Source organism: Streptomyces sp. NPDC029139, assembly GCF_055564335.1.
In genome coordinates, this window is the sequence record NZ_JBVHWN010000002.1 from 354,586 (window position 1) to 375,894 (window position 21,309).

23 protein-coding genes and 1 riboswitch are annotated in these 21,309 nt (G+C 72.5%); of the genes, 12 read left to right on the top strand and 11 right to left on the bottom strand.

The genetic code is table 11. The features are described 5' to 3' along the window. Positions 1 to 602: 602 nt before the first annotated feature. From ACZ4VW_RS05715 to ACZ4VW_RS05725, 3 genes are all read right to left on the bottom strand, one after another. Positions 603 to 1,010 carry a DUF3040 domain-containing protein gene (locus ACZ4VW_RS05715; protein ID WP_467958764.1) on the bottom strand — a complete coding sequence of 136 codons (408 nt, stop codon included), beginning with the start codon at positions 1,008 to 1,010 and terminating at the stop codon, positions 603 to 605. A gap of 304 nt (positions 1,011 to 1,314) precedes the next feature. Next, positions 1,315 to 2,103, bottom strand: coding sequence for a class I SAM-dependent methyltransferase (locus ACZ4VW_RS05720; RefSeq protein WP_467958766.1), 789 nt, complete (start codon positions 2,101 to 2,103; stop codon positions 1,315 to 1,317). A 78-nt stretch (positions 2,104 to 2,181) separates the two neighbouring features. Continuing rightward, positions 2,182 to 2,712 carry an SAV_6107 family HEPN domain-containing protein gene (locus ACZ4VW_RS05725; protein ID WP_467958768.1) on the bottom strand — a complete coding sequence of 177 codons (531 nt, stop codon included), beginning with the start codon at positions 2,710 to 2,712 and terminating at the stop codon, positions 2,182 to 2,184. Between the two features lie 166 nt (positions 2,713 to 2,878). Here ACZ4VW_RS05725 and ACZ4VW_RS05730 point away from each other — a divergent pair, with 166 nt between their 5' ends. From ACZ4VW_RS05730 to ACZ4VW_RS05750, 5 genes are all read left to right on the top strand, one after another. Then, entirely contained in the window at positions 2,879 to 3,868 is a 990-nt protein-coding gene (locus ACZ4VW_RS05730) for an ATP-binding cassette domain-containing protein (RefSeq protein ID WP_467958770.1), read from the top strand. Further along, on the top strand, positions 3,840 to 5,927 hold the full coding sequence (locus ACZ4VW_RS05735) for a YhgE/Pip family protein (RefSeq protein WP_467958771.1): 2,088 nt from the start codon (positions 3,840 to 3,842) through the stop codon (positions 5,925 to 5,927). Before ACZ4VW_RS05730 ends, ACZ4VW_RS05735 begins: the two co-directional genes overlap by 29 nt. Before the next feature lie 20 nt (positions 5,928 to 5,947). Continuing rightward, positions 5,948 to 6,556, top strand: coding sequence for a TetR/AcrR family transcriptional regulator (locus tag ACZ4VW_RS05740; RefSeq protein WP_355111025.1), 609 nt, complete (start codon positions 5,948 to 5,950; stop codon positions 6,554 to 6,556). A gap of 287 nt (positions 6,557 to 6,843) precedes the next feature. Continuing rightward, entirely contained in the window at positions 6,844 to 7,467 is a 624-nt protein-coding gene (locus ACZ4VW_RS05745) for a DUF4126 domain-containing protein (RefSeq protein ID WP_467958773.1), read from the top strand. Positions 7,468 to 7,541: 74 nt separating this feature from the next. Further along, a complete protein-coding gene (locus ACZ4VW_RS05750) occupies positions 7,542 to 8,975 on the top strand; it encodes a phytoene desaturase family protein (protein ID WP_467958775.1) in 1,434 nt (477 codons plus the stop codon). Between the two features lie 75 nt (positions 8,976 to 9,050). Here ACZ4VW_RS05750 and ACZ4VW_RS05755 read toward each other — a convergent pair whose 3' ends face one another. The 6 genes from ACZ4VW_RS05755 to ACZ4VW_RS05780 form a co-directional block, all read right to left on the bottom strand. Then, entirely contained in the window at positions 9,051 to 9,818 is a 768-nt protein-coding gene (locus tag ACZ4VW_RS05755) for a hypothetical protein (RefSeq protein WP_467958777.1), read from the bottom strand. Between the two features lie 51 nt (positions 9,819 to 9,869). Continuing rightward, entirely contained in the window at positions 9,870 to 10,787 is a 918-nt protein-coding gene (gene metF / locus ACZ4VW_RS05760; RefSeq protein WP_467958779.1) for a methylenetetrahydrofolate reductase [NAD(P)H], read from the bottom strand. A 140-nt stretch (positions 10,788 to 10,927) separates the two neighbouring features. Then, positions 10,928 to 11,578: a thiamine phosphate synthase gene (gene thiE / locus ACZ4VW_RS05765; RefSeq protein ID WP_467958781.1), complete on the bottom strand. Its 651-nt coding sequence runs from the start codon at positions 11,576 to 11,578 to the stop codon at positions 10,928 to 10,930. A gap of 86 nt (positions 11,579 to 11,664) precedes the next feature. Next, entirely contained in the window at positions 11,665 to 12,030 is a 366-nt protein-coding gene (locus tag ACZ4VW_RS05770) for an Rv2175c family DNA-binding protein (RefSeq protein WP_467958783.1), read from the bottom strand. Positions 12,031 to 12,145: 115 nt separating this feature from the next. Then, positions 12,146 to 13,360, bottom strand: a complete 1,215-nt coding sequence (locus tag ACZ4VW_RS05775; protein ID WP_467958784.1) for an NAD(P)/FAD-dependent oxidoreductase — start codon at positions 13,358 to 13,360, stop codon at positions 12,146 to 12,148. Between the two features lie 23 nt (positions 13,361 to 13,383). Next, positions 13,384 to 13,779 carry an avidin-fold protein gene (locus ACZ4VW_RS05780; RefSeq protein ID WP_467958786.1) on the bottom strand — a complete coding sequence of 132 codons (396 nt, stop codon included), beginning with the start codon at positions 13,777 to 13,779 and terminating at the stop codon, positions 13,384 to 13,386. A 54-nt stretch (positions 13,780 to 13,833) separates the two neighbouring features. Beyond that, positions 13,834 to 13,946, top strand: a riboswitch (TPP riboswitch). On the opposite strand from ACZ4VW_RS05780, the gene thiO reads away from it, so the two are divergent. The 6 genes from thiO to ACZ4VW_RS05810 all read left to right on the top strand — a co-directional run bounded on the left by thiO (position 13,944) and on the right by ACZ4VW_RS05810 (position 19,640). Further along, entirely contained in the window at positions 13,944 to 15,116 is a 1,173-nt protein-coding gene (gene thiO, locus ACZ4VW_RS05785; RefSeq protein ID WP_467958788.1) for a glycine oxidase ThiO, read from the top strand. (Overlaps the previous riboswitch by 3 nt.) Then, positions 15,113 to 15,313 (top strand): sulfur carrier protein ThiS, encoded by a 201-nt coding sequence (thiS, locus tag ACZ4VW_RS05790; RefSeq protein ID WP_467958790.1) that lies wholly within the window; start codon positions 15,113 to 15,115, stop codon positions 15,311 to 15,313. The genes thiO and thiS overlap by 4 nt, the downstream gene beginning before the upstream one ends. A gap of 5 nt (positions 15,314 to 15,318) precedes the next feature. Then, the gene (locus ACZ4VW_RS05795; RefSeq protein ID WP_467958792.1) at positions 15,319 to 16,113 is read left to right on the top strand and encodes a thiazole synthase; all 795 of its coding nucleotides are present in this window, start codon (positions 15,319 to 15,321) and stop codon (positions 16,111 to 16,113) included. 116 nt (positions 16,114 to 16,229) lie between these two features. After that, on the top strand, positions 16,230 to 18,155 hold the full coding sequence (gene pknB, locus ACZ4VW_RS05800) for a Stk1 family PASTA domain-containing Ser/Thr kinase (protein ID WP_467958794.1): 1,926 nt from the start codon (positions 16,230 to 16,232) through the stop codon (positions 18,153 to 18,155). A 6-nt stretch (positions 18,156 to 18,161) separates the two neighbouring features. After that, a complete protein-coding gene (locus ACZ4VW_RS05805) occupies positions 18,162 to 19,013 on the top strand; it encodes a deoxyribonuclease IV (RefSeq protein ID WP_467958796.1) in 852 nt (283 codons plus the stop codon). Positions 19,014 to 19,091: 78 nt separating this feature from the next. Beyond that, positions 19,092 to 19,640: a DUF4396 domain-containing protein gene (locus ACZ4VW_RS05810; protein ID WP_467958798.1), complete on the top strand. Its 549-nt coding sequence runs from the start codon at positions 19,092 to 19,094 to the stop codon at positions 19,638 to 19,640. A gap of 37 nt (positions 19,641 to 19,677) precedes the next feature. Here ACZ4VW_RS05810 and ACZ4VW_RS05815 read toward each other — a convergent pair whose 3' ends face one another. Next, the gene (locus ACZ4VW_RS05815) at positions 19,678 to 20,310 is read right to left on the bottom strand and encodes a sulfite oxidase-like oxidoreductase (RefSeq protein ID WP_467958800.1); all 633 of its coding nucleotides are present in this window, start codon (positions 20,308 to 20,310) and stop codon (positions 19,678 to 19,680) included. A 175-nt stretch (positions 20,311 to 20,485) separates the two neighbouring features. Between ACZ4VW_RS05815 and bfr the strand changes: the two genes are divergently transcribed. Further along, on the top strand, positions 20,486 to 20,962 hold the full coding sequence (gene bfr / locus ACZ4VW_RS05820) for a bacterioferritin (protein WP_355109222.1): 477 nt from the start codon (positions 20,486 to 20,488) through the stop codon (positions 20,960 to 20,962). A gap of 8 nt (positions 20,963 to 20,970) precedes the next feature. Here the strand turns inward: bfr and ACZ4VW_RS05825 are convergent, their stop codons facing one another. After that, positions 20,971 to 21,216: a (2Fe-2S)-binding protein gene (locus tag ACZ4VW_RS05825; RefSeq protein ID WP_355109220.1), complete on the bottom strand. Its 246-nt coding sequence runs from the start codon at positions 21,214 to 21,216 to the stop codon at positions 20,971 to 20,973. Positions 21,217 to 21,309: the final 93 nt, after the last annotated feature.

Consider the following 21,309-nt stretch of genomic DNA (forward strand, 5'->3'; position numbering starts at 1 on the left):
GGGGTAAAGGGGAACAGGGGGGTGGGGGGGACGGGACACCTCCCGAAGGTTCGGGGGGGGGGCCCCCCCCCCCCCCCCCCCCGGCGACGGGGGGGGGGGGGGGGGGGGGGGGCCCCCCCCCCCCCCCCCACCCCGTGGTCCGACGGTCCGGCGGGGGCGGTGCCTCCGTCCCTTCGCCGCTCGCCCGCGTGGGCAATCGTCCCGCTGGGAGTCCCCTGGGGCGAGGGACGGCCGGGCACACGGGACGGCGCCCGTGCCGGGCCCGGTCTCCCCGTGTCTGCGGTGCCCGCGGGTGCGGCGCCGTCATGGGAAGTGCCCACCCGCTCCGCACCGGCGGAACAGATGCACACCATCAGCTGAGGTACGGCGGGGTCGGCGATGGCCCCAGCGGGACAGTCATCCACAACCAGGTGGGTGGGGTCCGCGGTGCACCGCTCCGGCGGGACCGCGGTGCACCGCTCCGGCGGGATGGGGGTCGCGCCCCGGGCCGGGTGGGCGACCGGGGCAGGTGGGCGGACATACGACGAGCCCCGCGGGCGCGTGGAAGCGCGGGCCGCGGGGCTCGGGGTCGTGGAGAGAGGCCGGCGGGCCTCAGGGCGCCGTCAGTGGCCGCCGCCCTGCTGTTCGTCCCGGCGGCGCTGCCACCGTTCCTCGATCCGGGTCATCATCGAGCGGCGCTGTCGGGCCTGACGGCCACCGGCCGCCGCTCCGCCCTTCGCCTGCTGCTGCTCACCCGGCTTCGGCGCCTTGCGCCATCCGGTGACGGCCAGTACCGCGCAGCCCAGCATGACGAGAAAACCCACCACGCTGATCCAGATCTGCTGAGCGACCATTCCAGCCATGAGGAGCGCGATACCCACCAGGAAGCCGGCTACTGCCTGGTAAACCCGTCGCCGGGTGTACGTACGCAGTCCGCTTCCCTCGAGCGCTGTCGCGAACTTGGGATCTTCGGCGTACAGCGCTCGCTCCATCTGCTCGAGCATTCGCTGCTCGTGCTCCGAGAGCGGCACGGAGTCCTCCTAGTCGTCGGTCGCGGGGGCGACCGGGATGCGGCCCTTTCAGGATAGGCAGGGAATCGCCCCCGTGAAACCCGCCCTCAACGCCAAATCGCCAATCCGGGCCGCCATGCGGTTCGGTTGCTGAGGCGTTGATTCCCCAGCGCCTTCCCTGTCATGCCGGATGGTGTCCCCCGATCATACGGGGCCAACTGCCCGTTCGGGGGGCCTGTGGCGTACTCCATGTGCGGCTGCGTCGCTGATCAGCACGGTGCGGGCAGGTCCGGGGCCGGGCCCCGGGCCTGCGGCCGGGCGGGTGTCAGGCGCGCTTCTCGCCCAGGACGTGCAGCTGGGTGGCGATGGCGTGGAAGGACGGCAGCTCCGCCGCGGCGGCCTCCAGCTTGAGCAGAGCTTCCGCCGCGCCGGGCTCCGTGTCGACCAGGACACCGGGAACGAGGTCGGCGAAGACCCGCACGCCGTGCACCGCGCCGACGTCGAGGCCGGCCGCTCCGGCCAGCTCGGTCAGCTGGTCGGCGGTGAAGCGGCGGGGCACCGGGTCGCCGTCGCCCCAGCGGCCGGACGGGTCGCTCAGGGCCGTGCGGGCCTCGGTGAAGTGCCCGGCCAGCGCACGGGCCAGGATCGCCCCGCCGACACCCGCGGCGAGCAGGCTGAGCGCGCCTCCGGACCGCAGTGCCGCCACCGCGTTCCGTACGCCCTCGGCGGGGTCCTCCACGTACTCCAGGACGCCATGGCAGAGCACCACGTCGTACCCCTCCCGCCCGACGACGTCGAACAGGCCGTGGATGTCGCCCTGGACCCCGCTGACCCGGCCTGCGACGTCGGCCTCGGCGGCCCGGCGCTCCAGCGCGAACAGCGCGTTCGGGCTGGGGTCGACGACGGTGACCCGGTGGCCGAGACGGGCCACCGGCACCGCGAAGTTGCCGGAGCCGCCGCCCGTGTCGAGGACATCGAGGCTGTCCTGCCCGGTGGCCTTGACCCGGCGGTCGAGGGCGTCCTTGAGGACGTCCCACACGACGGCCGTACGAAGGGAGGCGCGCGAGGGACGCGACGACGCCTCTCGACCGAAGACAGGGGAAGGGTCCGACACGGCTGTTGACTCCTCGGTGACGGTGCACGAACGCCTCCACCCTATGGCCTCGGGCGTGTTCCCCGGCTCACACGGCGCTCACCCCGCGGCCTCCTCGGCGCCGGTCTGACGGGGCAACACGGGCTGCAGGACGAGGAGCCGCTCGACCAGGCGAAGGAACATGGCGGCGTCCCGGATCAGGTCGTCGGCGTCCCGGCGGCTCGCGGCGCCGGGTATGCCCGCCTCCGCCCTGGCCCGGCGGGGCGCACCCGAGGCGAACAGGGCGCTCCACTCGGTCAGCTCGGGCGCTATCTCGGGGAGTACCTCCCAGGCGCTCCGGATGCGTGCGCGTTTGCGCGGATTGGTCTCCGGGCGGCCCCGGGCGGCGAGCACCGCGGCGGCCGTGCGCAGGGCGGCGAGGTGGGCGGTGGCGTACCGCTCGTTGGGGACGTCGTGTCCGGCGGCCTCGTCGAGGCCGGCGCGGGCCTGGGCGAGCAGGTCGAGTGCGGCGGGCGGCGCTGAGGAGCGGCGCAGCACCGGATGGACGTCGGACGGGGGTCCGGACAGTGCGGGGGCAGGGCGGCCGGCGGCGCGGCGCCGGGATGCGGCTGCTGCGGAGGAGCTGGTCATGACGAGCCTCCTGTCGTCGTGTGACGGCTCTGTGTCCGTATGTGTCCATCGTGAAGGGCACCACTGACAATCGCGCTGACCTGCGTCTTTGCCCTCATCGCCACCCAGAGGTAAGTTTTTGCACTGACTGGTCAGTTCAAAAACTGGGGAAAGTGGGGGTGGACCGGTGGAAGCGAATCCGGTGGAGCCGCACGGCGCAGCAGTCGTCGCGGACGGATTCGGGCTGAAGGGGCCGCGCGGTTGGGCCTTCCGCGGGGTCGGCTTCCGGGCCGAGCCCGGCTCGCTCGTCGCGATCGAGGGGCCCTCCGGCTCGGGCCGTACCTGTCTGCTGCTCGCCCTGACCGGTCGGATGAAACCCCGGGAGGGCCATGCCGAGGTCGCCGGCCTCCGGCTGCCCCGCAAGATGGCCGCCGTGCGCCGCATCAGCGCGCTCGGCCCGGTTCCCGGCGTCAGCGATCTCGACCCGGCGTTCACGGTCGCCGAACATCTGCGGGAGCGCGCCCTGCTCCAGCGCCGCTACGACGGAACGATCCGCGCCCTCCTGCGCCCGCCCGCCGAGCGGGCCGCCGCCACGGAGGCCCGGATCGAGGCGGCCCTGAAGGCATCCGGGCTCGACCTGGGCACCCTGCCGAAGGCGGGGCGGACCTCCGTACGGGACCTGGAGCGGCTCGAGGCCCTGCGCCTGTCGATCGCCCTCGCCCTGATCGGCCGGCCCCGGCTGCTGGCGCTCGACGACACCGACCTCAAGCTCTCGGACGCCGACCGGACCGAGGCCTGGGCACTGCTGCGCTCGATCGCCGACGCGGGTACCACCGTGCTCGCCGTCTGCGCCGAGGCCCCGGCGGACGTCCTGAAGGTCACCACGGAACCCCGCGAGCCCGGGGACGGGACCGGGGACGGGACCGAGGGCGGGACGGACCGTACGGACGCGACCGAGGGCGCCACGGACCGTACGGACGCGACCGAGGGCGCCACGGACGGGCCCGAGGACGACGTCCAGGACGAGACCCGGGACGAGACCCAGCCCGAGACCCAGGCCGAGACCCAGCCCGACGCCCGGCACGAGACCGACACCGAGGTCGACGCCGAGATCGACACCGAGGACACCACCGAGGAGGGGGCAGCCGATGCGCTCGCCGAAACTGGCCGCGCTTGAGCTGAAGCGGTTCGGCAGGGGGAAGCTGCCGCGGGCCGCGCTCGTCGCGATCCTGCTGCTGCCGCTGCTGTACGGCGCGCTGTACCTGTGGTCCTTCTGGGACCCGTACAGCAGGCTCGACCGGATACCCGTCGCCCTGGTCAACGAGGACAGGGGCGCCACCGCCGACGGCAAGAAGATCAACGCCGGTGACGAGATCACCGAGGGTCTGCTGGACAGCAAGGTCTTCCAGTGGCACCAGGTGAGCGACGCCGAGGCGCGCAAGGGCGTGGAGGACGGGACCTACTACCTCTCGCTGACCATGCCGGGCGACTTCAGCGCGCGCATCGCCTCCAGCTCCGGCGACGCCCCCGAGACGGGCGCTCTCCGGGTCCGCACGAACGACGCCAACAACTACATCGTCGGACAGATCTCCCGGACGGTCTTCTCCGAGGTCCGCACCGCCGCCTCCACCAAGTCCTCGCGCGGTTTCCTGGACAAGATCTTCATCTCCTTCTCCGACATCCACGACGCGACCGCCGAGGCCGCCAAGGGCGCCGGGGAGCTCAAGGACGGCGTGGACAAGGCGAAGAAGGGCTCCAAGAACCTCGCCGACGGCCTGAAGGACGCCAAGAAGGGCAGCGGCGACCTCGCCACCGGTCTCAAGAAGCTCGACAAGGGCGCGGGCGATCTGGAGTCCGGCTCCCGGCAGGTCGCGAACGGCACCCAGGAACTGGCCGACAAGGTCAACGGAACGGCCTCCAAGATCCGTCCGTACCTGAAGAACAACGGCAAGACGATCGGGGACACCGCCCGGCTCGTCGCCCACTCCGCCGCCGCCGTGCGGCACGATCTCGAGGACGTCGTCCGGCGCGCCCCCCTCGCCCGGACCGCCGCGCACCTGGCCGACGACAAGCTGGACGCGCTCCACAAGAAGCAGTGCGTGGACGATCCGCTGCCCGACCCCCAGACCTGCCCGGCCCTCAAGGAGGCCAAGGTCACGGCGGACGACGTCGCGAAGATCGCCGACGATCTGCACGAGCTGGCCAAGGGCAGCGACGGCGACCTGAAGAAGCTCGACGGGCAGCTCGCCACCCTGCAGAAGCAGGCCGAGGACCTGGCGAAGGCCGCCCCGCACCTCGACGAGGACCTCGACTCCGCCGTCAAGAAGATCAACAAGCTCAACACGGGTGCCCAGAAGGTCGCCAAGGGCGCCGACGCGCTGCACACCGGCCTCACCAGCGCCAGGACCGGGTCCACCAGCCTGGACACGGGTGTCGGCAAGCTGAAGAAGGGCGCCGGGGAGCTCGACGGCGGTCTGTTCAGGCTGGCCGACGGCTCCGGCGACCTGGCCACCGGACTGCACGACGGTGTCGCCAAGATCCCCGACTACGACGAGCGGGAGCGCGACCGGCGTACGGAGGTCATGGCCGACCCGGTCGAGCTGGCCTCCCAGTCGCTCCACAAGGCGCCCAACTACGGCACCGGTTTCGCCCCGTACTTCATCCCGCTCTCCCTCTGGGTCGGCGCGATGGTGGCGTACATGCTGATCCAGCCGCTCAACCGGCGCGCCCTCGCCGCCGGCGCCTCCGCCTGGCGGATCGCGCTGGCCGGCTGGCTTCCGGTCGCGGCCATCGGGCTGCTGCAGGTCGCCGCGCTGATGTCCGTCCTGCACTGGGGTCTCGGGCTGCAGATGACCAGGGCGGCCGGGACGGTCGGCTTCCTCGCCCTGGTGACCTGTTGCTTCGCCGCGATCATCCAGTGGCTGAACGCCCGCTTCGGCGCGGCCGGCCGGATCCTGGTGCTCGCCGTGCTCATGCTCCAGCTGACGTCGGCGGGCGGCACCTACCCCGTTCAGACCAGTCCCGGTTTCTTCAACGCGATCCACCCCTTCCTGCCGATGAGCTACGTGGTCGAGTCGCTGCGCCGGCTGATCACGGGCGGCGGGATCGGGCCGGTCTGGCAGGCGGTCGCGGTGCTGACGGCGTTCACCGTGGGCGCGCTGGCGCTGACGGCCGTCTCGGCCCGGCGCAAGCAGGTGTGGACCCTGGACCGGCTCCACCCGGAACTGAGTCTCTGAGACCTGTGAGAATCGAGTCCATGGACAGCAGCAGCACCAGACGCCAGGCCACGCGCGCGAAGCTCTACGAGGCCGCCGTCACTCTCATCGCCGAGCAGGGCTTCTCGGCGACGACGGTGGACGAGATCGCCGAGCGCGCGGGCGTCGCCAAGGGGACGGTCTACTACAACTTCAAGAGCAAGACCGAGCTCTTCGAGGAGCTGCTGCGGCACGGAGTCGCCCTGCTGACCGCCTCCCTGAGGACGGCCGCCGAGGAGACGGCGGAGCGGGGCGGGAGCCGGGTCGACGCGCTGGACGCGATGATCCGGGCGGGTCTGGTCTTCATCGACCGCTATCCGGCCTTCACACAGCTGTACGTGGCCGAGCTCTGGCGCACGAACAGGGCCTGGAACGAGACCCTCCTGGTCGTCCGTCAGCAGGCGGTCGCCGTGGTGGAGGGCGTGCTGCGGGAGGGCGTCGAGGCGGGCGAGCTGAGCGAGGAGATCGACATCCAGCTCACCGCGGCCGCGCTGGTCGGCATGGTGCTGGTGGCCGCTCTGGACTGGCAGGCCTTCCAGCGGGAGCGCTCGATCGACGACGTGCACAGCGCGCTCTCGCGGCTGCTGCACGGCCGCGTGGGCGGCTGCTGACCGACCGCGTGGAAATGCGCCGGACGGCGAGGCTCGATCCCCCCGAGCCTCGCCGTCCGGCGTTTCTGCATCCCCCGTGGTCCCCCGTTCCCCCGTGGTCCCCCGTCCCCCGTGCACCCCCGTGCCGGCCGGCGCACGACCCCGTTCCGCCGCCCCGTGCCGGCGGTCCGGAGCCGCGCCCCTTCCGTTGCCCCTACTCTTCCGTCTCCGCAGGTCGAAGCCCATCCGCATCTCTACTCATCTCATGGTCTAGGTACGGGTACTCAGACGTGGATACGATCGCGGGCGTGTCCGTACTCCCCCTGGTCTTCACCAGCGGCTGGGCGAGCGGGATCAACGCGTACGCGGTGATCCTGCTGTTCGGCGTCTTCGGCGCGACCGGCCTGACCGACGAGGTCCCCGAGTCGCTGCAGCGCACCGATGTCCTGATCGTCGCCGGGGTGCTGTTCCTGTGCGAGGCGGTGGCGGACAAGATCCCCTATGTCGACTCCGTCTGGGACTCCGTCCACACGGTGATCCGGCCGGTGTCGGGCGCCGTCGTGGCCGCCCTGCTCGCCGGGCAGTCCGGTTCCCTGCCGGAGCTCGCGGCGGGCGCGGTGGGCGGCTCGACCGCCCTGATGAGCCACTTCGTGAAGGCCGGGACGAGGATGGCGATCAACACCTCGCCGGAGCCGTTCTCGAACGTCGCCATGAGCGTCGCCGAGGATCTCGCGGTCGCCGGGATCATCACGTTCGCCGTCTTCAACCCGGTGGCGGCGGCGGTCATCGCGGCCGTGCTCCTCGTGCTGGGCCTGGTGATACTGGGCTTCCTCGCCCATCGCATCCGCCGCTTCCTGCGCCGCAGGGCGCAGCGCCGGGAGGAGAAGCGGCTGGCCACCTCGGAGGCCCGGACGCGGGTCCGGCCCGACTGACCGGGCCACCGGACCGGGCCACCGGACCGGGCCACCGGACCGGGCTGTCGGTGACGGCGGATAGGGTCGCTGACATGGCACGGATTGTGGTGATCGGCGCGGGCATGGGCGCCATGGCGGCGGCCGCCCGGCTGGCCGTGGCGGGCCACCGGGTGACGGTGTACGAGCGCGGTGGGACGCACGGCGGTGCGGTGCGCCGCTTCGAGCGGGACGGGTTCGCCTTCGACACCGGTCCGGGCCTGCTGCACCTGCCCGCGGTCTACCGGGATCTGTTCGTCAAGACCGGCAAGGAGCCGTTGGAGGACCGCGTCGAGCTGACGCAGGTCGACCCGGCGAGCCGGCACGTCTTCGCCGACGGTGCGCGGGTCGACCTGCCGAACGCCTCGCGCGCCGGCACGGTCTCCGCCCTGGACGCGGCCCTCGGCGGGGGCGCGGGTGAACGCTGGGGCGACTTCATGGTCCGGGCCCGGGATGCCTGGGACCGCACGCGTCGCCCCCTCCTGGAGGAGCCGCAGCCGGCGGACCCGTCCGCTCTGGGCCGCGAGCCCTACCCGGCCCTGAAGGCGGGTCTCCTGCGGCGGCCCTCGACGACCCTCTCCCGGGTCGGCGCGCGGGAACTGCGCGACCCCCGCCTCGTCGCGCTCCTCGACTCGTACGCCTGGGCGTACGGCTTCGACCCCGCCACGGCTCCGGCGGCGGCCGCCGTCCTGCCGTACATGGAGCAGACCTTCGGCACCTGGTACGTGAGCGGCGGCATCCGGGCGCTGGCGGACGCGGTGTACGAGCGGTGCCTGAAGCGGCGGGTGGAGTTCGTCTTCGACTCCGCGGTCACCGACGTCCTCGAGAAGGACGGCAGGGCGAGCGGGATCGCGCTGGAGGGTGGCGAGGACGTCGAGGCGGACCACGTGGTGGCGGGGGCCCCCGTGCCCTCGCTCTACCGCGAGCACATCGTCGGCTGGGACGATCAGGACGAGTGGCCGCGCCATCAGCCGGCGGGGACCGGCCGGGTGACGGTCTGTCTGGCCCTGCGCGGGGCGCGGGAGGCGGACGCGGCACACCGCACCGTGGTGCACGGCTCGGGCGACCGGCCGACGGTGACGGTGCTGCGGCCGGACGATCCGGCCCTGCGGCCCGACGGCGCGCACGAGTCGGTGACCGTCACCTCGACCGTGGCGACGACGGGCACGGAGGACTGGGAGAAGACCGCCGAGCGGATGATCGCCCAGGCGGAGACCGCCGTCCCCGGGCTGCGCGAGCGCCTGCTCTGGCAGGAGGTCCGCACCCCGGACGACACGCTGCGGGAGACCGGCGCGGCGGAGGTGCCCGGGCCCGCCCTCGCGGGCGCCCGCGGCCGGTTCCTTCCGGCCGCCAACCTCTCCCCCCTCACCGGCCTCCACTTCGTCGGCGGTTGGTCCCACCCGGGTGGCGGGCTCGCCCACGCCGGGATGTCGGGCGCGCTGGTCGCCGGCCTGATCGTGGAGGGCCCGGACTTCCGCGGCTCACGCTAGCCGGACCGGCGGCGGGCCGGGTGGGGCGGGCGCGTGCCAGGCGTCGCGGGCCGGGTGAGGCCTTCGCGACACGTCCTAGTAGCGGTACTGCTGGTCGTTCCCGCCGTGGCCGTACTGGTCCTGGCCCGGCTGCTCGCCGTCCCGCTGCTGGGGGACCCACACGCCGCCGGGCGGGGTGTCGTAGCTGTACGCGGGCGCGTAGGGGTCGGCATAGGGCTGCTGGCCGACCGTGCTGTAGTCGTACGTGTACTGCTGCCCGTCGGTGCTCGGGCCGATGTACGGGTCGGAGTACGCGGCGTACTGCTGCTGCCCCGGGTCGTAGTCGTAGGCGGGCTGCTGCTCGTACCCCTGCGCGTAGCCGTCGTAGCCGCCGTACGCCGGCTGCGGTTCGGGCTGGGCGTGGGAGTGCGCGTACGAGGAGTCGTAGACGGCGTACTGGCCGGTCTCGTCCGGCATCGGCTGCGGCTCGTAGACCGCGGTGGTCTCGGCCGCCGGGGGCTCCGCGTGCTCGTAGGAGAGCTCGCTGACCTCCAGCGTCGGACCGGTCTCGGCCGGCGCGGCGGACCTGCGGCGACGGCTCGCGCCCGGGCTGCCGCCGATGGCCCAGCCGGTGGAGAAGCCACGGCGGAAGGACAGGGTCACATAGGTCTGGCCGACCGCGAAGGCGACCGCCCCCGCGATGATCACCGCGACCGAGGGCATCAGGACACCCAGGACCACGCCGAGGAAACCGCCGAAGGCCAGCAGCCGCCAGCGGAGGCGCGCCTTGTACTGCAGGAGCACCTCACCCAGCAGCCACAACGCCACCACACCGAACGCGATGTAGAGGACCGTCCACCCCATGCCCGCCCCTCTCCTACGGCCACCGCCGCGGGTCTGGGGCGGGTACGCCGGTCACGACTGCACGTGCAGTCCGAGATTCTCGTAGATCTCCAGCGTCGCGGTGGAGTTGTTCAGCGTGATGAAGTGCAGTCCGGGGACACCCTCGGAGAGCAGACGCGCGCAGAACTCCGTCGCGAACTCGATGCCAATGGAGCGTACAGCGGCCGCGTCGTCCTTGACGGCGAGGATCCGTTCTTTCACGTCCGCCGGGAAGAGCGCGTTGCTCAGCTGGGGCAGCCGGTCGAGGGTCCGCACGTTCACAACGGGCATGACTTCGGGGATGATCGGCGTCTCGCAGCCGGCCTTCGCCACGCTGTCGCGCATCCGGAGGTAGTTGTCCGGATCGAAGAACATCTGGGTGATGGCGTAGTCGGCGCCGGCCCGGCACTTGTCCACGAAGTGACGGATGTCCGTGTCCCAGTCGGTGGAGCGGGGGTGCATCTCGGGGAAGGCCGCGACGCCCACGCAGAAGTCGCCGGACTCCTTGATCAGCCGGACCAGGTCGGCGGCGTACCGCACTCCCTCGGGGTGCTCGATCCACTCGCCCAGCGGGTCGCCCGGCGGGTCGCCGCGCAGGGCCAGCATGTTCCGGATGCCCGCGTCGGCGTACTGGCCGAGGACGTTGCGCAGCTCGGCGATGGAGTGGTCGACCGCGGTGAGGTGCGCCACGGGGGTGAGCGTGGTGTCGCCGGCGATCTTCTGGGTCGCCTTGACCGTCCCGCCACGGGTCGAGCCGCCGGCGCCGTAGGTCACCGAGACGAAGCTCGGCCCGACCGCCTCGACTCTGCGCAGGGCGTTCCACAGGCTCCGCTCGCCCTTCTCGGTCCGGGGCGCGAAGAACTCGAAGGAGTACGAGGGCTTGCCGGAGGCGAGGATGTCGCGGACCGTGCGTGCACGGTCCGAGCGGGTGGAAGCGGTGCCGAGTGCCATACGGGCAGGTTAGACGCGGGTCTTCGGCCGACGAAGCGGCGTCCGAGGAATGGACATGTTTTTGGACAACGTCCAACGGGCCGCCGCGGCCTTCGGAGGTTGCGCCGAAGAGGGCCCGATCCGGGCGATGTCCTGGAAGATCACGCCGAGCGCTCGCGGACCCGCTTCGCGAGGCGGGCGGCCGCCGCGGCCGGGTCGTCGGCCTCGGTGATCGCCCGGACGACCACGATCCGGCGCGCGCCCGCGTCCAGGACCTCGTCGAGGGTGGTCTCGTCGATCCCGCCGATGGCGAACCACGGCCGGTCCTGCTCCAGGGCGGCCGTGTACCGGACGAGGTCCAGTCCGGGCGCGTACCGGCCCGGCTTGGTCGGGGTGGGCCAGCAGGGGCCCGTGCAGAAGTAGTCCACGCCCGGCTCGGCGACCGCCGCGTCCACCTCGGACTCGGCGTGGCAGGAACGGCCGATCAGCACCTCGTCGCCGAGGATCGCGCGGGCGGCGGGCACGGGCAGGTCGCCCTGGCCCAGGTGCAGCACGTCGGAGCCGATGGCGTGGGCGACGTCGGCCCGGTCGTTCACGGCGAGCAGCGTGCCGTGCCGGCGGCAGGCGTCGGCGAACACGGCGAGGTGCTCCAGCTCCTCGCCGGCCTCCATGCCCTTGTCGCGGAGCTGCACGATGTCCACGCCGGAGGAGAGCACGGCGTCGAGGAAGGCGGGCAGGTCTCCCTGGCGCCTGCGGGCGTCCGTGCACAGGTAGAGCCGGGCGTCGGCGAGCTGCTCCCGAGGCGTGGACATGGTGCTTCCCCCCGTTGGGTGCCGTGGCTTCGTGGGGCCGGGCGGACCGGTCCCCACGGAGCCACGTGAGTGGTGTCTTCGGTACGTCAGACGGCGAGCGCCTGGGCGCGGCGCTTCACCTCCGTGCCGCGATTCTCGCTGAGGGCCTGCGCGGGCGTGCCCGGCAGGGTCGGGTCGGGAGTGAAGAGCCACTCCAGCATCTCTTCGTCGCTGAAGCCGTCGTCCTTCAGGAGGGTCAGGGTCCCGGAGAGGCCCTTGACCACCTTGTCGCCGTCGATGAAGGCGGCCGGCACCTGAAGCGCCTTGTTCTCACCACGGCGTACGGCGATGAGCTGGCCCTCCTTGACCAGCTGCCGCACGCGCGTCACCTCGACATCGAGCATTTCCGCGATGTCGGGGAGGTAGAGCCAGGCGGGGACGAGAGCATCGATTCTTGCGTCAATCTCGGTCACATGGCCAAGCCTGCCATCCCGGACCGACAGTCGGTAGTCGAGCCCGCCCCGGCCCGCGGGAACCGGCTGGGGGGGGCGGGGCGAAAGCCGCCTGGCCCGCGACGCCCGGCACGACCTAGCCGACCGCCGCCTTCAGGGGGACGGAGGGGTCGGCGGCCCGCGCCGCGTCGACGCGGGCACCGGCCTCGATCAGCTTGCGGCCCTGGGCCAGGTCGCGGGGGCGCCCGACCGCGAGCAGGGCCACCAGGACGCCGTCGCGGAGCCAGAGCGCGGACCAGGAGGGTCCGGTCGGGTCGCCGCGCCGGAGCAGCTCCGTGTCGCCCGCGTGGTGGCCCGCGTACTGCACGAAGCGGCCGAACTGCTCGGACCAGAAGTACGGCACCGGGTCGTACGGCCGGGGGACCTCGCCGATGATCTCGGCGGCGACGGTGCGCGGGCCCTGCAGCGCGTTGTCCCAGTGGTGGACGAGGAGCCGCCGGCCGTAGCGGGCGGAGGGGAACGAGGCGCAGTCTCCGACGGCGTACACGTCGGGCAGGGAGGTGCGCAGCCGGTCGTCGGCGGTGACGGAGCCGTCGGCGTCGAGGGCGATGCCGGAGCCGGCGAGCCAGCCGGTGGCGGGCCGGGCGCCGATGCCGACGACGACCGCGTCGGCCGGGAGCCGCCGGCCGTCGGTGAGGACGACGGTGCCGGGTTCGACGGCGGCCACGCGCGCGTGGGTGAGGAGTTCGGCGCCGCTCTCCTCGTACCACTGCGCCATGGGGGCGGTGACCTCGGCGGGGAGCGCGCCGGCGAGCGGCCGGTCGGCGGCCTCGACGACGGTGACGGCGCACCCGGCCTCGCGCGCGGCGGTGGCGAATTCGGCGCCGATCCAGCCGGCGCCGACCACGACGATGTCGTGGCGCAGCTCCAGGACGGGCTTGAGGCGGGCGGCGTCGTCGAGGGTGCGCAGCAGATGGACGCCGGGCACGCCCTCGGTGCCGGGCAGGGTGACCGGCTCGGCGCCGGTGGCGAGGACCAGGACGTCGTACGGGACGGGTCCGGCCTCGGTGTCGAGCGCGTGGTCCCCGGCGCGCAGGCCGGTGACGTCGAGACCGAGGCGCAGCTCGATGGCGAGCGCCTCGAAGTCGACGTCGAAGGCGGAGTCCTCGGCCTTGCCGAGGAGGACCGCCTTGGAGAGGGGCGGCCGGTCGTAGGGCTGGTGCGGCTCGGCCCCGATGAGGGTGACCGGCCCGCCGAAGCCCTGTTCGCGCAGGGCGACGGCGGTCTGCACCCCTGCCATGCCGGCGCCCACGATCACGACCCGCTGCTGTGCCTGCTTCTGCTCGCTCACCCGATCACCTTACTGACGCTCCATCAGAAAGGCAGCTGCTCGACCACACTGGTGCCGGCGCCTTCCTGGGACTCCCATGCCCAGCTCTCCTCCAGCCGAACGCGCCCGTCCGCAAGCTCCACCACGGTCGAGACACAATGCCCGGAAGAAGTGGTTCCGTCCTGCTTCAACTGGACGTACCGGAAGTCGAGCCGGTCCCCCGCGCGCGTGCCGACGAGGTTCCCCCGGACCACGTCCCCGCCGGCGTACTCGGCCCAGATCCGGCCGTCCTCCTCGTGGTACGTGAACCGGGTGCGTGTGCCGACCTGGCCGGGGGCCTGGTCGGCGACGGGGGCGAGGACCAGTCCGTCGAGGGATCGACAGGACGGGGTGGAGCCCGGCGGTCGAGCGTGGTCCCGGGAGGCGGGAGGGACGGCCACTGCGGAGGCTCCCTTACTGGGCGTCGGGGGCGGGGGTTAGTCTGACCGTCAACGTAGAGCACTCGCGGGAGCCCGGACGCACCGGGCTGAGAGGGAGGCTGGCCGGCCTCCGACCGTACGAACCTGATCCGGGTCATGCCGGCGAAGGGAGGGGCTGGACGCCCATGTCGCGTACATGCAGCACTTCTGACGTCCTCGTCATCGGGGGCGGCATCATCGGTCTGGTCACGGCCTGGCGGGCCGCGCAGCGCGGACTGCGCACCGCCGTCGTGGACCCCGACCCGGGCGGCGGGGCCGCCCGCGTGGCGGCCGGGATGCTGGCCGCCGTCACCGAGCTCCACTACGGCGAGGAGACCCTGCTCGCCCTCAACCTCGCCTCCGCGCGCCGCTATCCGGACTTCGTCGCGGAGCTCCGGGACACCACGGGACAGGACGTGGGCTACCGCGCCTGCGGCACGCTCGCCGTCGCGCTCGACGCCGACGACCGGGCGCACCTGCGTGAGCTGCACGCCCTGCAGACCCGCTGCGGCCTGGAGTCGGAGTGGCTGAGCGGGCGCGAGTGCCGCCGGCTGGAGCCGATGCTGGCGCCGGGGGTGCGCGGCGGGCTGCGGGTCGACGGCGACCACCAGGTGGACCCGCGCCGGCTCGCGGCCGCGCTGGTCACCGCCTGCGAGCGGGCCGGGGTGGTCTTCCACCGGGCCTCGGCCGAGCGGCTGACGGTGGTACGGGACCGGGCGGCGGGCGCGGTGCTGGCCGACGGCCGCGAGGCGGCCGCGGACCAGGTCGTCCTGGCCGCGGGCAGCCTCAGCGGCCGGCTCGCCGGTGTACCGGCGGACGTCCTGCCGCCCGTACGCCCCGTCAAGGGGCAGGTGCTGCGGCTGACCGTGCCGCGGGCGTACGCGCCGTTCCTGTCCAGGACCGTCCGGGCCGTCGTGCGCGGCAGCCACGTCTATCTGGTGCCGCGCGAGAACGGCGAGCTGGTGGTCGGCGCGACCAGCGAGGAGCTGGGCTGGGACACCACCGTCACGGCGGGCGGGGTCTACGAGCTGCTGCGCGACGCCCACGAGCTCGTGCCGGGCATCACGGAGCTGCCGCTCACCGAGACGCTCGCGGGTCTGCGGCCGGCTTCGCCCGACAACGCCCCGCTGCTCGGCCCGACCGCGCTGCCCGGCCTCCGGCTGGCCACCGGCCACTACCGCAACGGGGTCCTGCTCACCCCCGTCACCGGCGATGTGATGGCCGAGCTCCTCACCACCGGCGCGCTGCCGGACGAGGCCCGCCCCTTCACCCCCCGCCGCTTCTCCCCCGTTCCCGTACGTCAGGAGCAGCCCGCATGAACGTCTCCGTCAACGGCGAGGCGCGCGTCCTCACCGCCCCCATGACCCTCGACGCCCTCGTCGCCACGCTCTCCGCCGCGCCGTCGGGTGTGGCCGCGGCCGTGAACGAGACCGTCGTGCCGCGCGGCCAGTGGTCCGCGACCGTCCTCGGCGAGGGCGACCGGGTCGAGGTCCTCACCGCGGTGCAGGGAGGTTGAGCGCGATGTCCGACGACACGTTTCTTCTCGGCGGTACGGAGTTCTCCTCGCGCCTGATCATGGGGACGGGCGGGGCTCCCAGCCTGGACGTGCTCGAGCGCTCGCTGATCGCCAGCGGTACGGAGCTGACGACCGTGGCGATGCGGCGTCTGGACCCGACGGTGCAGGGTTCGGTCCTCTCCGTCCTGAACCGGCTCTCCATCCGGGTGCTGCCGAACACGGCGGGCTGTTTCACGGCGGGCGAGGCCGTACTGACGGCGCGCCTCGCCCGGGAGGCGCTGGGCACCGAGTGGATCAAGCTGGAGGTGGTCGCCGACGAGCGGACCCTGCTGCCGGACCCGATCGAGCTGCTCGACGCGGCGGAGACACTGGTGGACGACGGTTTCACGGTCCTGCCCTACACCAACGACGATCCGGTCCTGGCGAGGAAGCTGGAGGACGTGGGATGCGCGGCGATCATGCCGCTCGGCTCCCCGATCGGCTCGGGGCTCGGGATCCGCAACCCGCACAACTTTCAGCTGATCGTCGAGCGGGCCGGGGTGCCGGTGATCCTGGACGCGGGGGCGGGCACGGCGTCGGACGCGGCGCTGGCGATGGAGCTGGGGTGCGCGGCGGTGATGCTGGCGTCGGCGGTGACCCGGGCGCAGGAGCCGGTGCTGATGGCGGAGGGCATGCGGCACGCGGTGGAGGCGGGCCGCCTGGCGTGGCGGGCGGGCCGCATCCCGCGCCGCCACTTCGCCGAGGCGTCCTCGCCGACGGAGGGCCGCGCGGCCCTGGATCCGGAGCGCCCGGCGTTCTGACGGGGTGATCTCCGCCACCGCCCCTTCCCCGGGCTGCGGTGCCTCGCGTCACAGGTGGGCTGCAGTCCGGGGCGACCCGGCAGAGGAGGGGTGACCGGGCTCGTAAACTCGGGCCCGTGGACACGACCCTCCAGGACCCCCTCGTCGGGCAGCTGCTCGACGACCGCTACCGCGTCGACGCGCGCATCGCCGTCGGCGGGATGGCCACGGTCTACCGGGCCGTCGACATCCGCCTCGACCGGGTGCTCGCCCTGAAGGTGATGCACCCGGCGCTCGCCGGCGACGTCACCTTCGTGGAGCGGTTCATCCGCGAGGCCAAGTCCGTGGCCCGGCTCTCCCACCCCAATGTCGTGGGGGTCTTCGACCAGGGCGCGGACGGCGCGTACGTCTACCTCGCCATGGAGTACGTCGCCGGGTGCACCCTGCGCGACGTACTGCGCGAACGCGGGGCGCTCCAGCCCCGGGCGGCGCTCGACATCCTGGAGCCGGTCCTCGCCGCGCTGGGCGCCGCGCACAGGGCCGGGTTCGTGCACCGGGACATGAAGCCGGAGAACGTCCTGATAGGGGACGACGGCCGGGTCAAGGTCGCCGACTTCGGGCTCGTACGGGCCGTCGGCTCGGCGACGAACACCACCGGCTCCGTCCTCGGCACCGTGTCGTACCTCGCCCCCGAGCAGATCGAGCACGGCACCGCGGACACCCGCGCCGACGTGTACGCCTGCGGGGTGGTGCTGTACGAGATGCTGACCGGCGGCAAGCCGCACGGCGGGGACACCCCGGCGCAGGTCCTCTACCGGCACCTGAACACCGACGTCCCGGCCCCGTCCGCCGCCGTCCCCGGCCTCGCCCTCGAACTGGACGAGCTGGTGGCGAGCGCGACGGCCCGCAACCCCGACGTCCGGCCGCACGACGCCGTCGCGCTCCTGGCCCTGACCCGGGAGGCCCGCGCGGCGCTCGGGGACGAGCAGCTGGACGCCGTACCGCCGCAGGCCCGCTCGGAGGACCGTACGGGCTCCGAGGACCTGACCAGCGTCATCCCCAGGGTTCTGCCCGCCGGGGCGGGACAGGACCGGGCGCAGCCGGTGCAGCACACGAGCCGGCTGACCGTGCCGCCGCCCGCACCCACGCCGGAGTCCCGGCGCGCCCCGCGCCGCCGCCCCCGCGGCCCCCTGCTCGTCCTCGCCGCCGTCCTGGTCGCCCTCGGGCTCGGCGCGGGTGTCTGGTACATCAACTCCGGCCAGTTCACGCGGGTGCCGGCCGTCCTCGGGCAGACCGAGGCGAAGGCGACGAAGCGGCTCGGCGACGCGGGCCTCGACGTCGGCACGACGAAGCGCGCCTTCAGCGATGTGTACGAGCGGGGCACGGTCATGGCCACGGACCCCGCCTCCGGCGAGCGGATCCGGGGGAACGGCACGGTCACGCTCACGATCTCCCGCGGTCCCGAGATCGTGAAGGTCCCGAAGCTCGAGGGGAAGCCGCTGGCGGAGGCCAAGCGGCTCCTGGCGAAGGAGGGCCTGGCCCCGGGCGTGATCACCACCGCGTTCAGCGAGGACGTCGCGCAGGGCGCCGTGATCGGTTCCGACCCGGAGCCCGGCACCGAGCGCAGCCCGGACTCGGCCGTGGCCCTCGTGGTGAGCAAGGGCGCCCCGATCGACGTCCCGGACGTGGCCGGCACGTCCGTGACCGAGGCGACGAGCACCCTGCGGGAGGCGGGGCTCACCGTGGAGATCGCGACCGAGCGGATCCACTCCCCCCAGGCGGCCGGCACGGTCGCGGCCCAGTCCCTCGCGGAGGGCAGCCGCGCCGCGAAGGGCGACCGGATCGTCCTCACCGTCTCCAAGGGCCCGCGGATGATCGAGGTTCCCGACGTCGTGGGCGAGTCCACGGCGGCCGCGCGCGCCACACTGGAGGGAGCGGGCTTCGAGGTGAAGGTCGAGAAGACCTTCCCCTTCCTCGGCGACACCGTCTCGGGCCAGTCCGTCGACGGCGGCTCCACCGCCCCCGAGGGCTCGACCGTCACCATCACGATCAAGGGACTGTAAGAACTCATGCGCAACCCCGTCGGCGGCCATGTCCCCGTGGCCGGCGGCCTCGCCACGACCGGTCTCGCCTACGCCCGCGAGCTGGGCGCGGAGACCATGCAGGTCTTCGTCGCCAACCCGCGCGGCTGGGCCACCCCCCTCGGCAACCCGGCGCAGGACGAGCTGTTCCGCGCCGCGTGCGAGGCCGAATCCCTGTCGGCCTGGGTCCACGCCCCGTACCTGATCAACTTCGGTTCCCACACCGAGGCGACCGTCGACCGGTCGGTCGATTCGCTGCGGCACTCACTGCGCCGCGGCCGGGAGATCGGGGCGAAGGGCGTGGTCGTCCACACCGGCTCGGCGACGGGTGGCCGCCCGCGGGCGGAGGCGCTGGCGCAGGTACGGGAGCGGATGCGGCCGCTGCTCGACGAGCTGACGCACCCGGACGACCCGTTCCTGCTGCTGGAGTCGACGGCCGGGCAGGGGTTCTCGCTCTGCTCGCGCGCCGAGGACTTCGGCCCGTACTTCGACGCGCTGGACCGCCATCCCAAGCTGGGCATCTGTCTGGACACCTGCCACATCTTCGCGGCGGGTCACGACCTGACCGGCCCGCACGGCATGGCACAGACCCTGGACCGGCTGGTGGAGGTCGTCGGCGAGGGGCGGCTGAGGCTGATCCACGCCAACGACTCCAAGGACGTCGTCGGCGCGCACAAGGACCGGCACGCCAACATCGGGGCGGGCCACATCGGTGAGGACCCCTTCCGGGAGCTCATGAGGCACCACGCCACCGACGGCGTACCACTGATCATCGAGACCCCGGGCGGGAAGGAGGGCCACGTCGCGGACGTGGAGCGGCTGAAGAAGCTCCGGGGGTGAGATTCCCGTTGAGGAATACCCCTGGGGGGTATACGGTTCCTGTGTAGCAGGAACCGCTACCTGACGTTGGGGGCTCCCATGCAGCACGAAGCGCACACCCATCACCACAACCACGCCGAGCACTCCGCCGACCACCACGACCAGCACGCCCACCACGACCAGCACGCCCACGAAGGGCACACCGCCGGCAAGGTCAGCTGGTCCATGGCGATGAAGGCGACACTGCACTGCCTCACCGGATGCGCCATCGGCGAGGTCCTCGGCATGATCATCGGTACGTCGCTGGGCTGGGGCAACGCCCCCACGATGGTGCTCGCCATCGTCCTGGCCTTCTTCTTCGGCTACTCGCTGACCCTGTGGGCGGTCGTCCGCGCCGGCCTCACCCTGAAGGCGGCCATCGGCGTGGCGCTCGCCGCCGACACCCTCTCCATCACCGTGATGGAGGTCGTCGACAACGGGGTCCTGCTGCTGGTGCCGGGCGCCATGGACGCGCACCTGTCGGACGCGCTCTTCTGGGGCGCCCTGGCCTTCGCCTTCCTCGTCGCCTTCCTGGTCACCACACCCGTCAACAAGTGGATGATCGGCCGCGGCAAGGGCCACGCGGTGGTCCACCAGTTCCACCACTGAGCCGGGACGGGCGGTCGGAGCACCGACCGACCGGGAGTCAGAGCTCCGGGCCGTCCCCCGGCTCCTCCTGGTACGAGTACCGCTGCTCCGTCCAGGGATCGCCGATGTTGTGATAGCCGCGCTCCTCCCAGAAGCCGCGGCGATCGGCGGTCATGTACTCCACGCCCCGGACCCACTTGGGCCCCTTCCAGGCGTACAGATGCGGCACCACGAGCCGCAGCGGGAAGCCGTGCTCGGCGGTGAGCAGCTCACCGTCCTTGTGGGTGGCGAAGATCGTGTGCTCGGAGGCGAAATCCGCGAGCCGCATGTTGGCGCTGAAGCCGTACTCGGCCCAGACCATCACATGCGTGACACCGGCGGCCGGCGGGGCCAGCTCCAGGATCGTCCGGGCGGGCACCCCACCCCATTCGGCCCCGAGCATGCTGAATTTCGTGACGCAGTGCAGATCGGCCACGACCGTCGAGAACGGGAGCGCCGAGAACTCCTCGTGGTTCCAGCACCGCTTGTCGCCGTCCGCCGTCGCCCCGAAGACCCGGAACTCCCAGCGGTCGGGCTTGAACTTGGGGACGGGGCCGTAGTGGGTGACCGGCCAGCCGCGCTGCAGCCGCTGCCCCGGCGGAAGATCCGACTGCCCTGCTTCCCGGTGTACCCCGCTCTCCGGCTGACCCATGTCATCCATGGTGACAGACCGCGAGGGGTGGTCATGACCAGCCAACCTCGCACCCGGCGCGGATCGGGGCAACTCCCACTAAGCCTGCACTTACTGGACGCCCCCCATCCGTGGTGCAAGGATGCGGCCATCCTGCCCAGTCACGACATAGACATGCGTGGAAGGAGCCTCTGCGATGCAGGGCGACCCCGAGGTCCTCGAGTTCCTCAACGAGCAGCTGACCGGCGAGCTCACGGCCATCAACCAGTACTGGCTGCACTACCGCATCCAGGACAACAAGGGTTGGACCAAGCTCGCCAAGTACACCCGCGAAGAGTCCATCGATGAGATGAAGCACGCGGACAAGCTCACCGAACGCATCCTGATGCTGGACGGTCTGCCCAACTACCAGCGGCTCTTCCACGTGCGGGTCGGCCAGACGGTCAAGGAGATGTTCGAGGCGGACCGCCAGGTGGAGGTGGAGGCGATCGACCGCCTCAAGCGCGGCATCGAGGTCATGCGCGCCAAGGGCGACATCACCTCGGCGAACCTCTTCGAGGAGATCCTGGCCGACGAGGAGCACCACATCGACTACCTCGACACGCAGCTGGACCTGATCGAGAACCTCGGCGAGGCGCTGTACCTCTCGACGCTGATCGAGCAGCCGAGCTAGTCCGCCGGTTACGCGGCCTCGGAGAGCTCATCGGGGGCCGACGCCAGCGCGGGCATCCCCTGGTCGAGCAGCTCCCGTCGCGGGCAGTTGCCGCGCCCGAGGATGGCCTGGATGCGTCGTACGCACGATCCGCAGTCGGTTCCGGCCTTGCAGGCCGAGGCGATCTGGCGAGGCGTGCAGGCGCCCGCGTCGGCATGCTCCTTGACCTGCTTCTCCGTAACGCCGAAGCACGAGCAGACGTACACGCGGTTCACCTCCCGCCGAGATCGATAAGGCTAACCTAACCTTACCCGGCGCCTACCAGGTGTAAAGCCCTGGAAATGACTGTGGGGCGCGGATCACATGGA

Bases quoted from the DNA above. Each gene is read 5' to 3' on its own strand.
- ACZ4VW_RS05725 (WP_467958768.1), bottom strand. From the start codon at position 2,712: ATGACCAGCTCCTCCGCAGCAGCCGCATCCCGGCGCCGCGCCGCCGGC.
- ACZ4VW_RS05735 (WP_467958771.1), top strand. From the start codon at position 3,840: ATGCGCTCGCCGAAACTGGCCGCGCTTGAGCTGAAGCGGTTCGGCAGG.
- ACZ4VW_RS05740 (WP_355111025.1), top strand. From the start codon at position 5,948: ATGGACAGCAGCAGCACCAGACGCCAGGCCACGCGCGCGAAGCTCTAC.
- ACZ4VW_RS05750 (WP_467958775.1), top strand. From the start codon at position 7,542: ATGGCACGGATTGTGGTGATCGGCGCGGGCATGGGCGCCATGGCGGCG.
- ACZ4VW_RS05755 (WP_467958777.1), bottom strand. From the start codon at position 9,818: ATGGGGTGGACGGTCCTCTACATCGCGTTCGGTGTGGTGGCGTTGTGG.
- metF (WP_467958779.1), bottom strand. From the start codon at position 10,787: ATGGCACTCGGCACCGCTTCCACCCGCTCGGACCGTGCACGCACGGTC.
- thiE (WP_467958781.1), bottom strand. From the start codon at position 11,578: ATGTCCACGCCTCGGGAGCAGCTCGCCGACGCCCGGCTCTACCTGTGC.
- thiO (WP_467958788.1), top strand. From the start codon at position 13,944: ATGTCGCGTACATGCAGCACTTCTGACGTCCTCGTCATCGGGGGCGGC.
- thiS (WP_467958790.1), top strand. From the start codon at position 15,113: ATGAACGTCTCCGTCAACGGCGAGGCGCGCGTCCTCACCGCCCCCATG.
- ACZ4VW_RS05795 (WP_467958792.1), top strand. From the start codon at position 15,319: ATGTCCGACGACACGTTTCTTCTCGGCGGTACGGAGTTCTCCTCGCGC.
- ACZ4VW_RS05805 (WP_467958796.1), top strand. From the start codon at position 18,162: ATGCGCAACCCCGTCGGCGGCCATGTCCCCGTGGCCGGCGGCCTCGCC.
- ACZ4VW_RS05810 (WP_467958798.1), top strand. From the start codon at position 19,092: ATGCAGCACGAAGCGCACACCCATCACCACAACCACGCCGAGCACTCC.
- ACZ4VW_RS05815 (WP_467958800.1), bottom strand. From the start codon at position 20,310: ATGGGTCAGCCGGAGAGCGGGGTACACCGGGAAGCAGGGCAGTCGGAT.
- bfr (WP_355109222.1), top strand. From the start codon at position 20,486: ATGCAGGGCGACCCCGAGGTCCTCGAGTTCCTCAACGAGCAGCTGACC.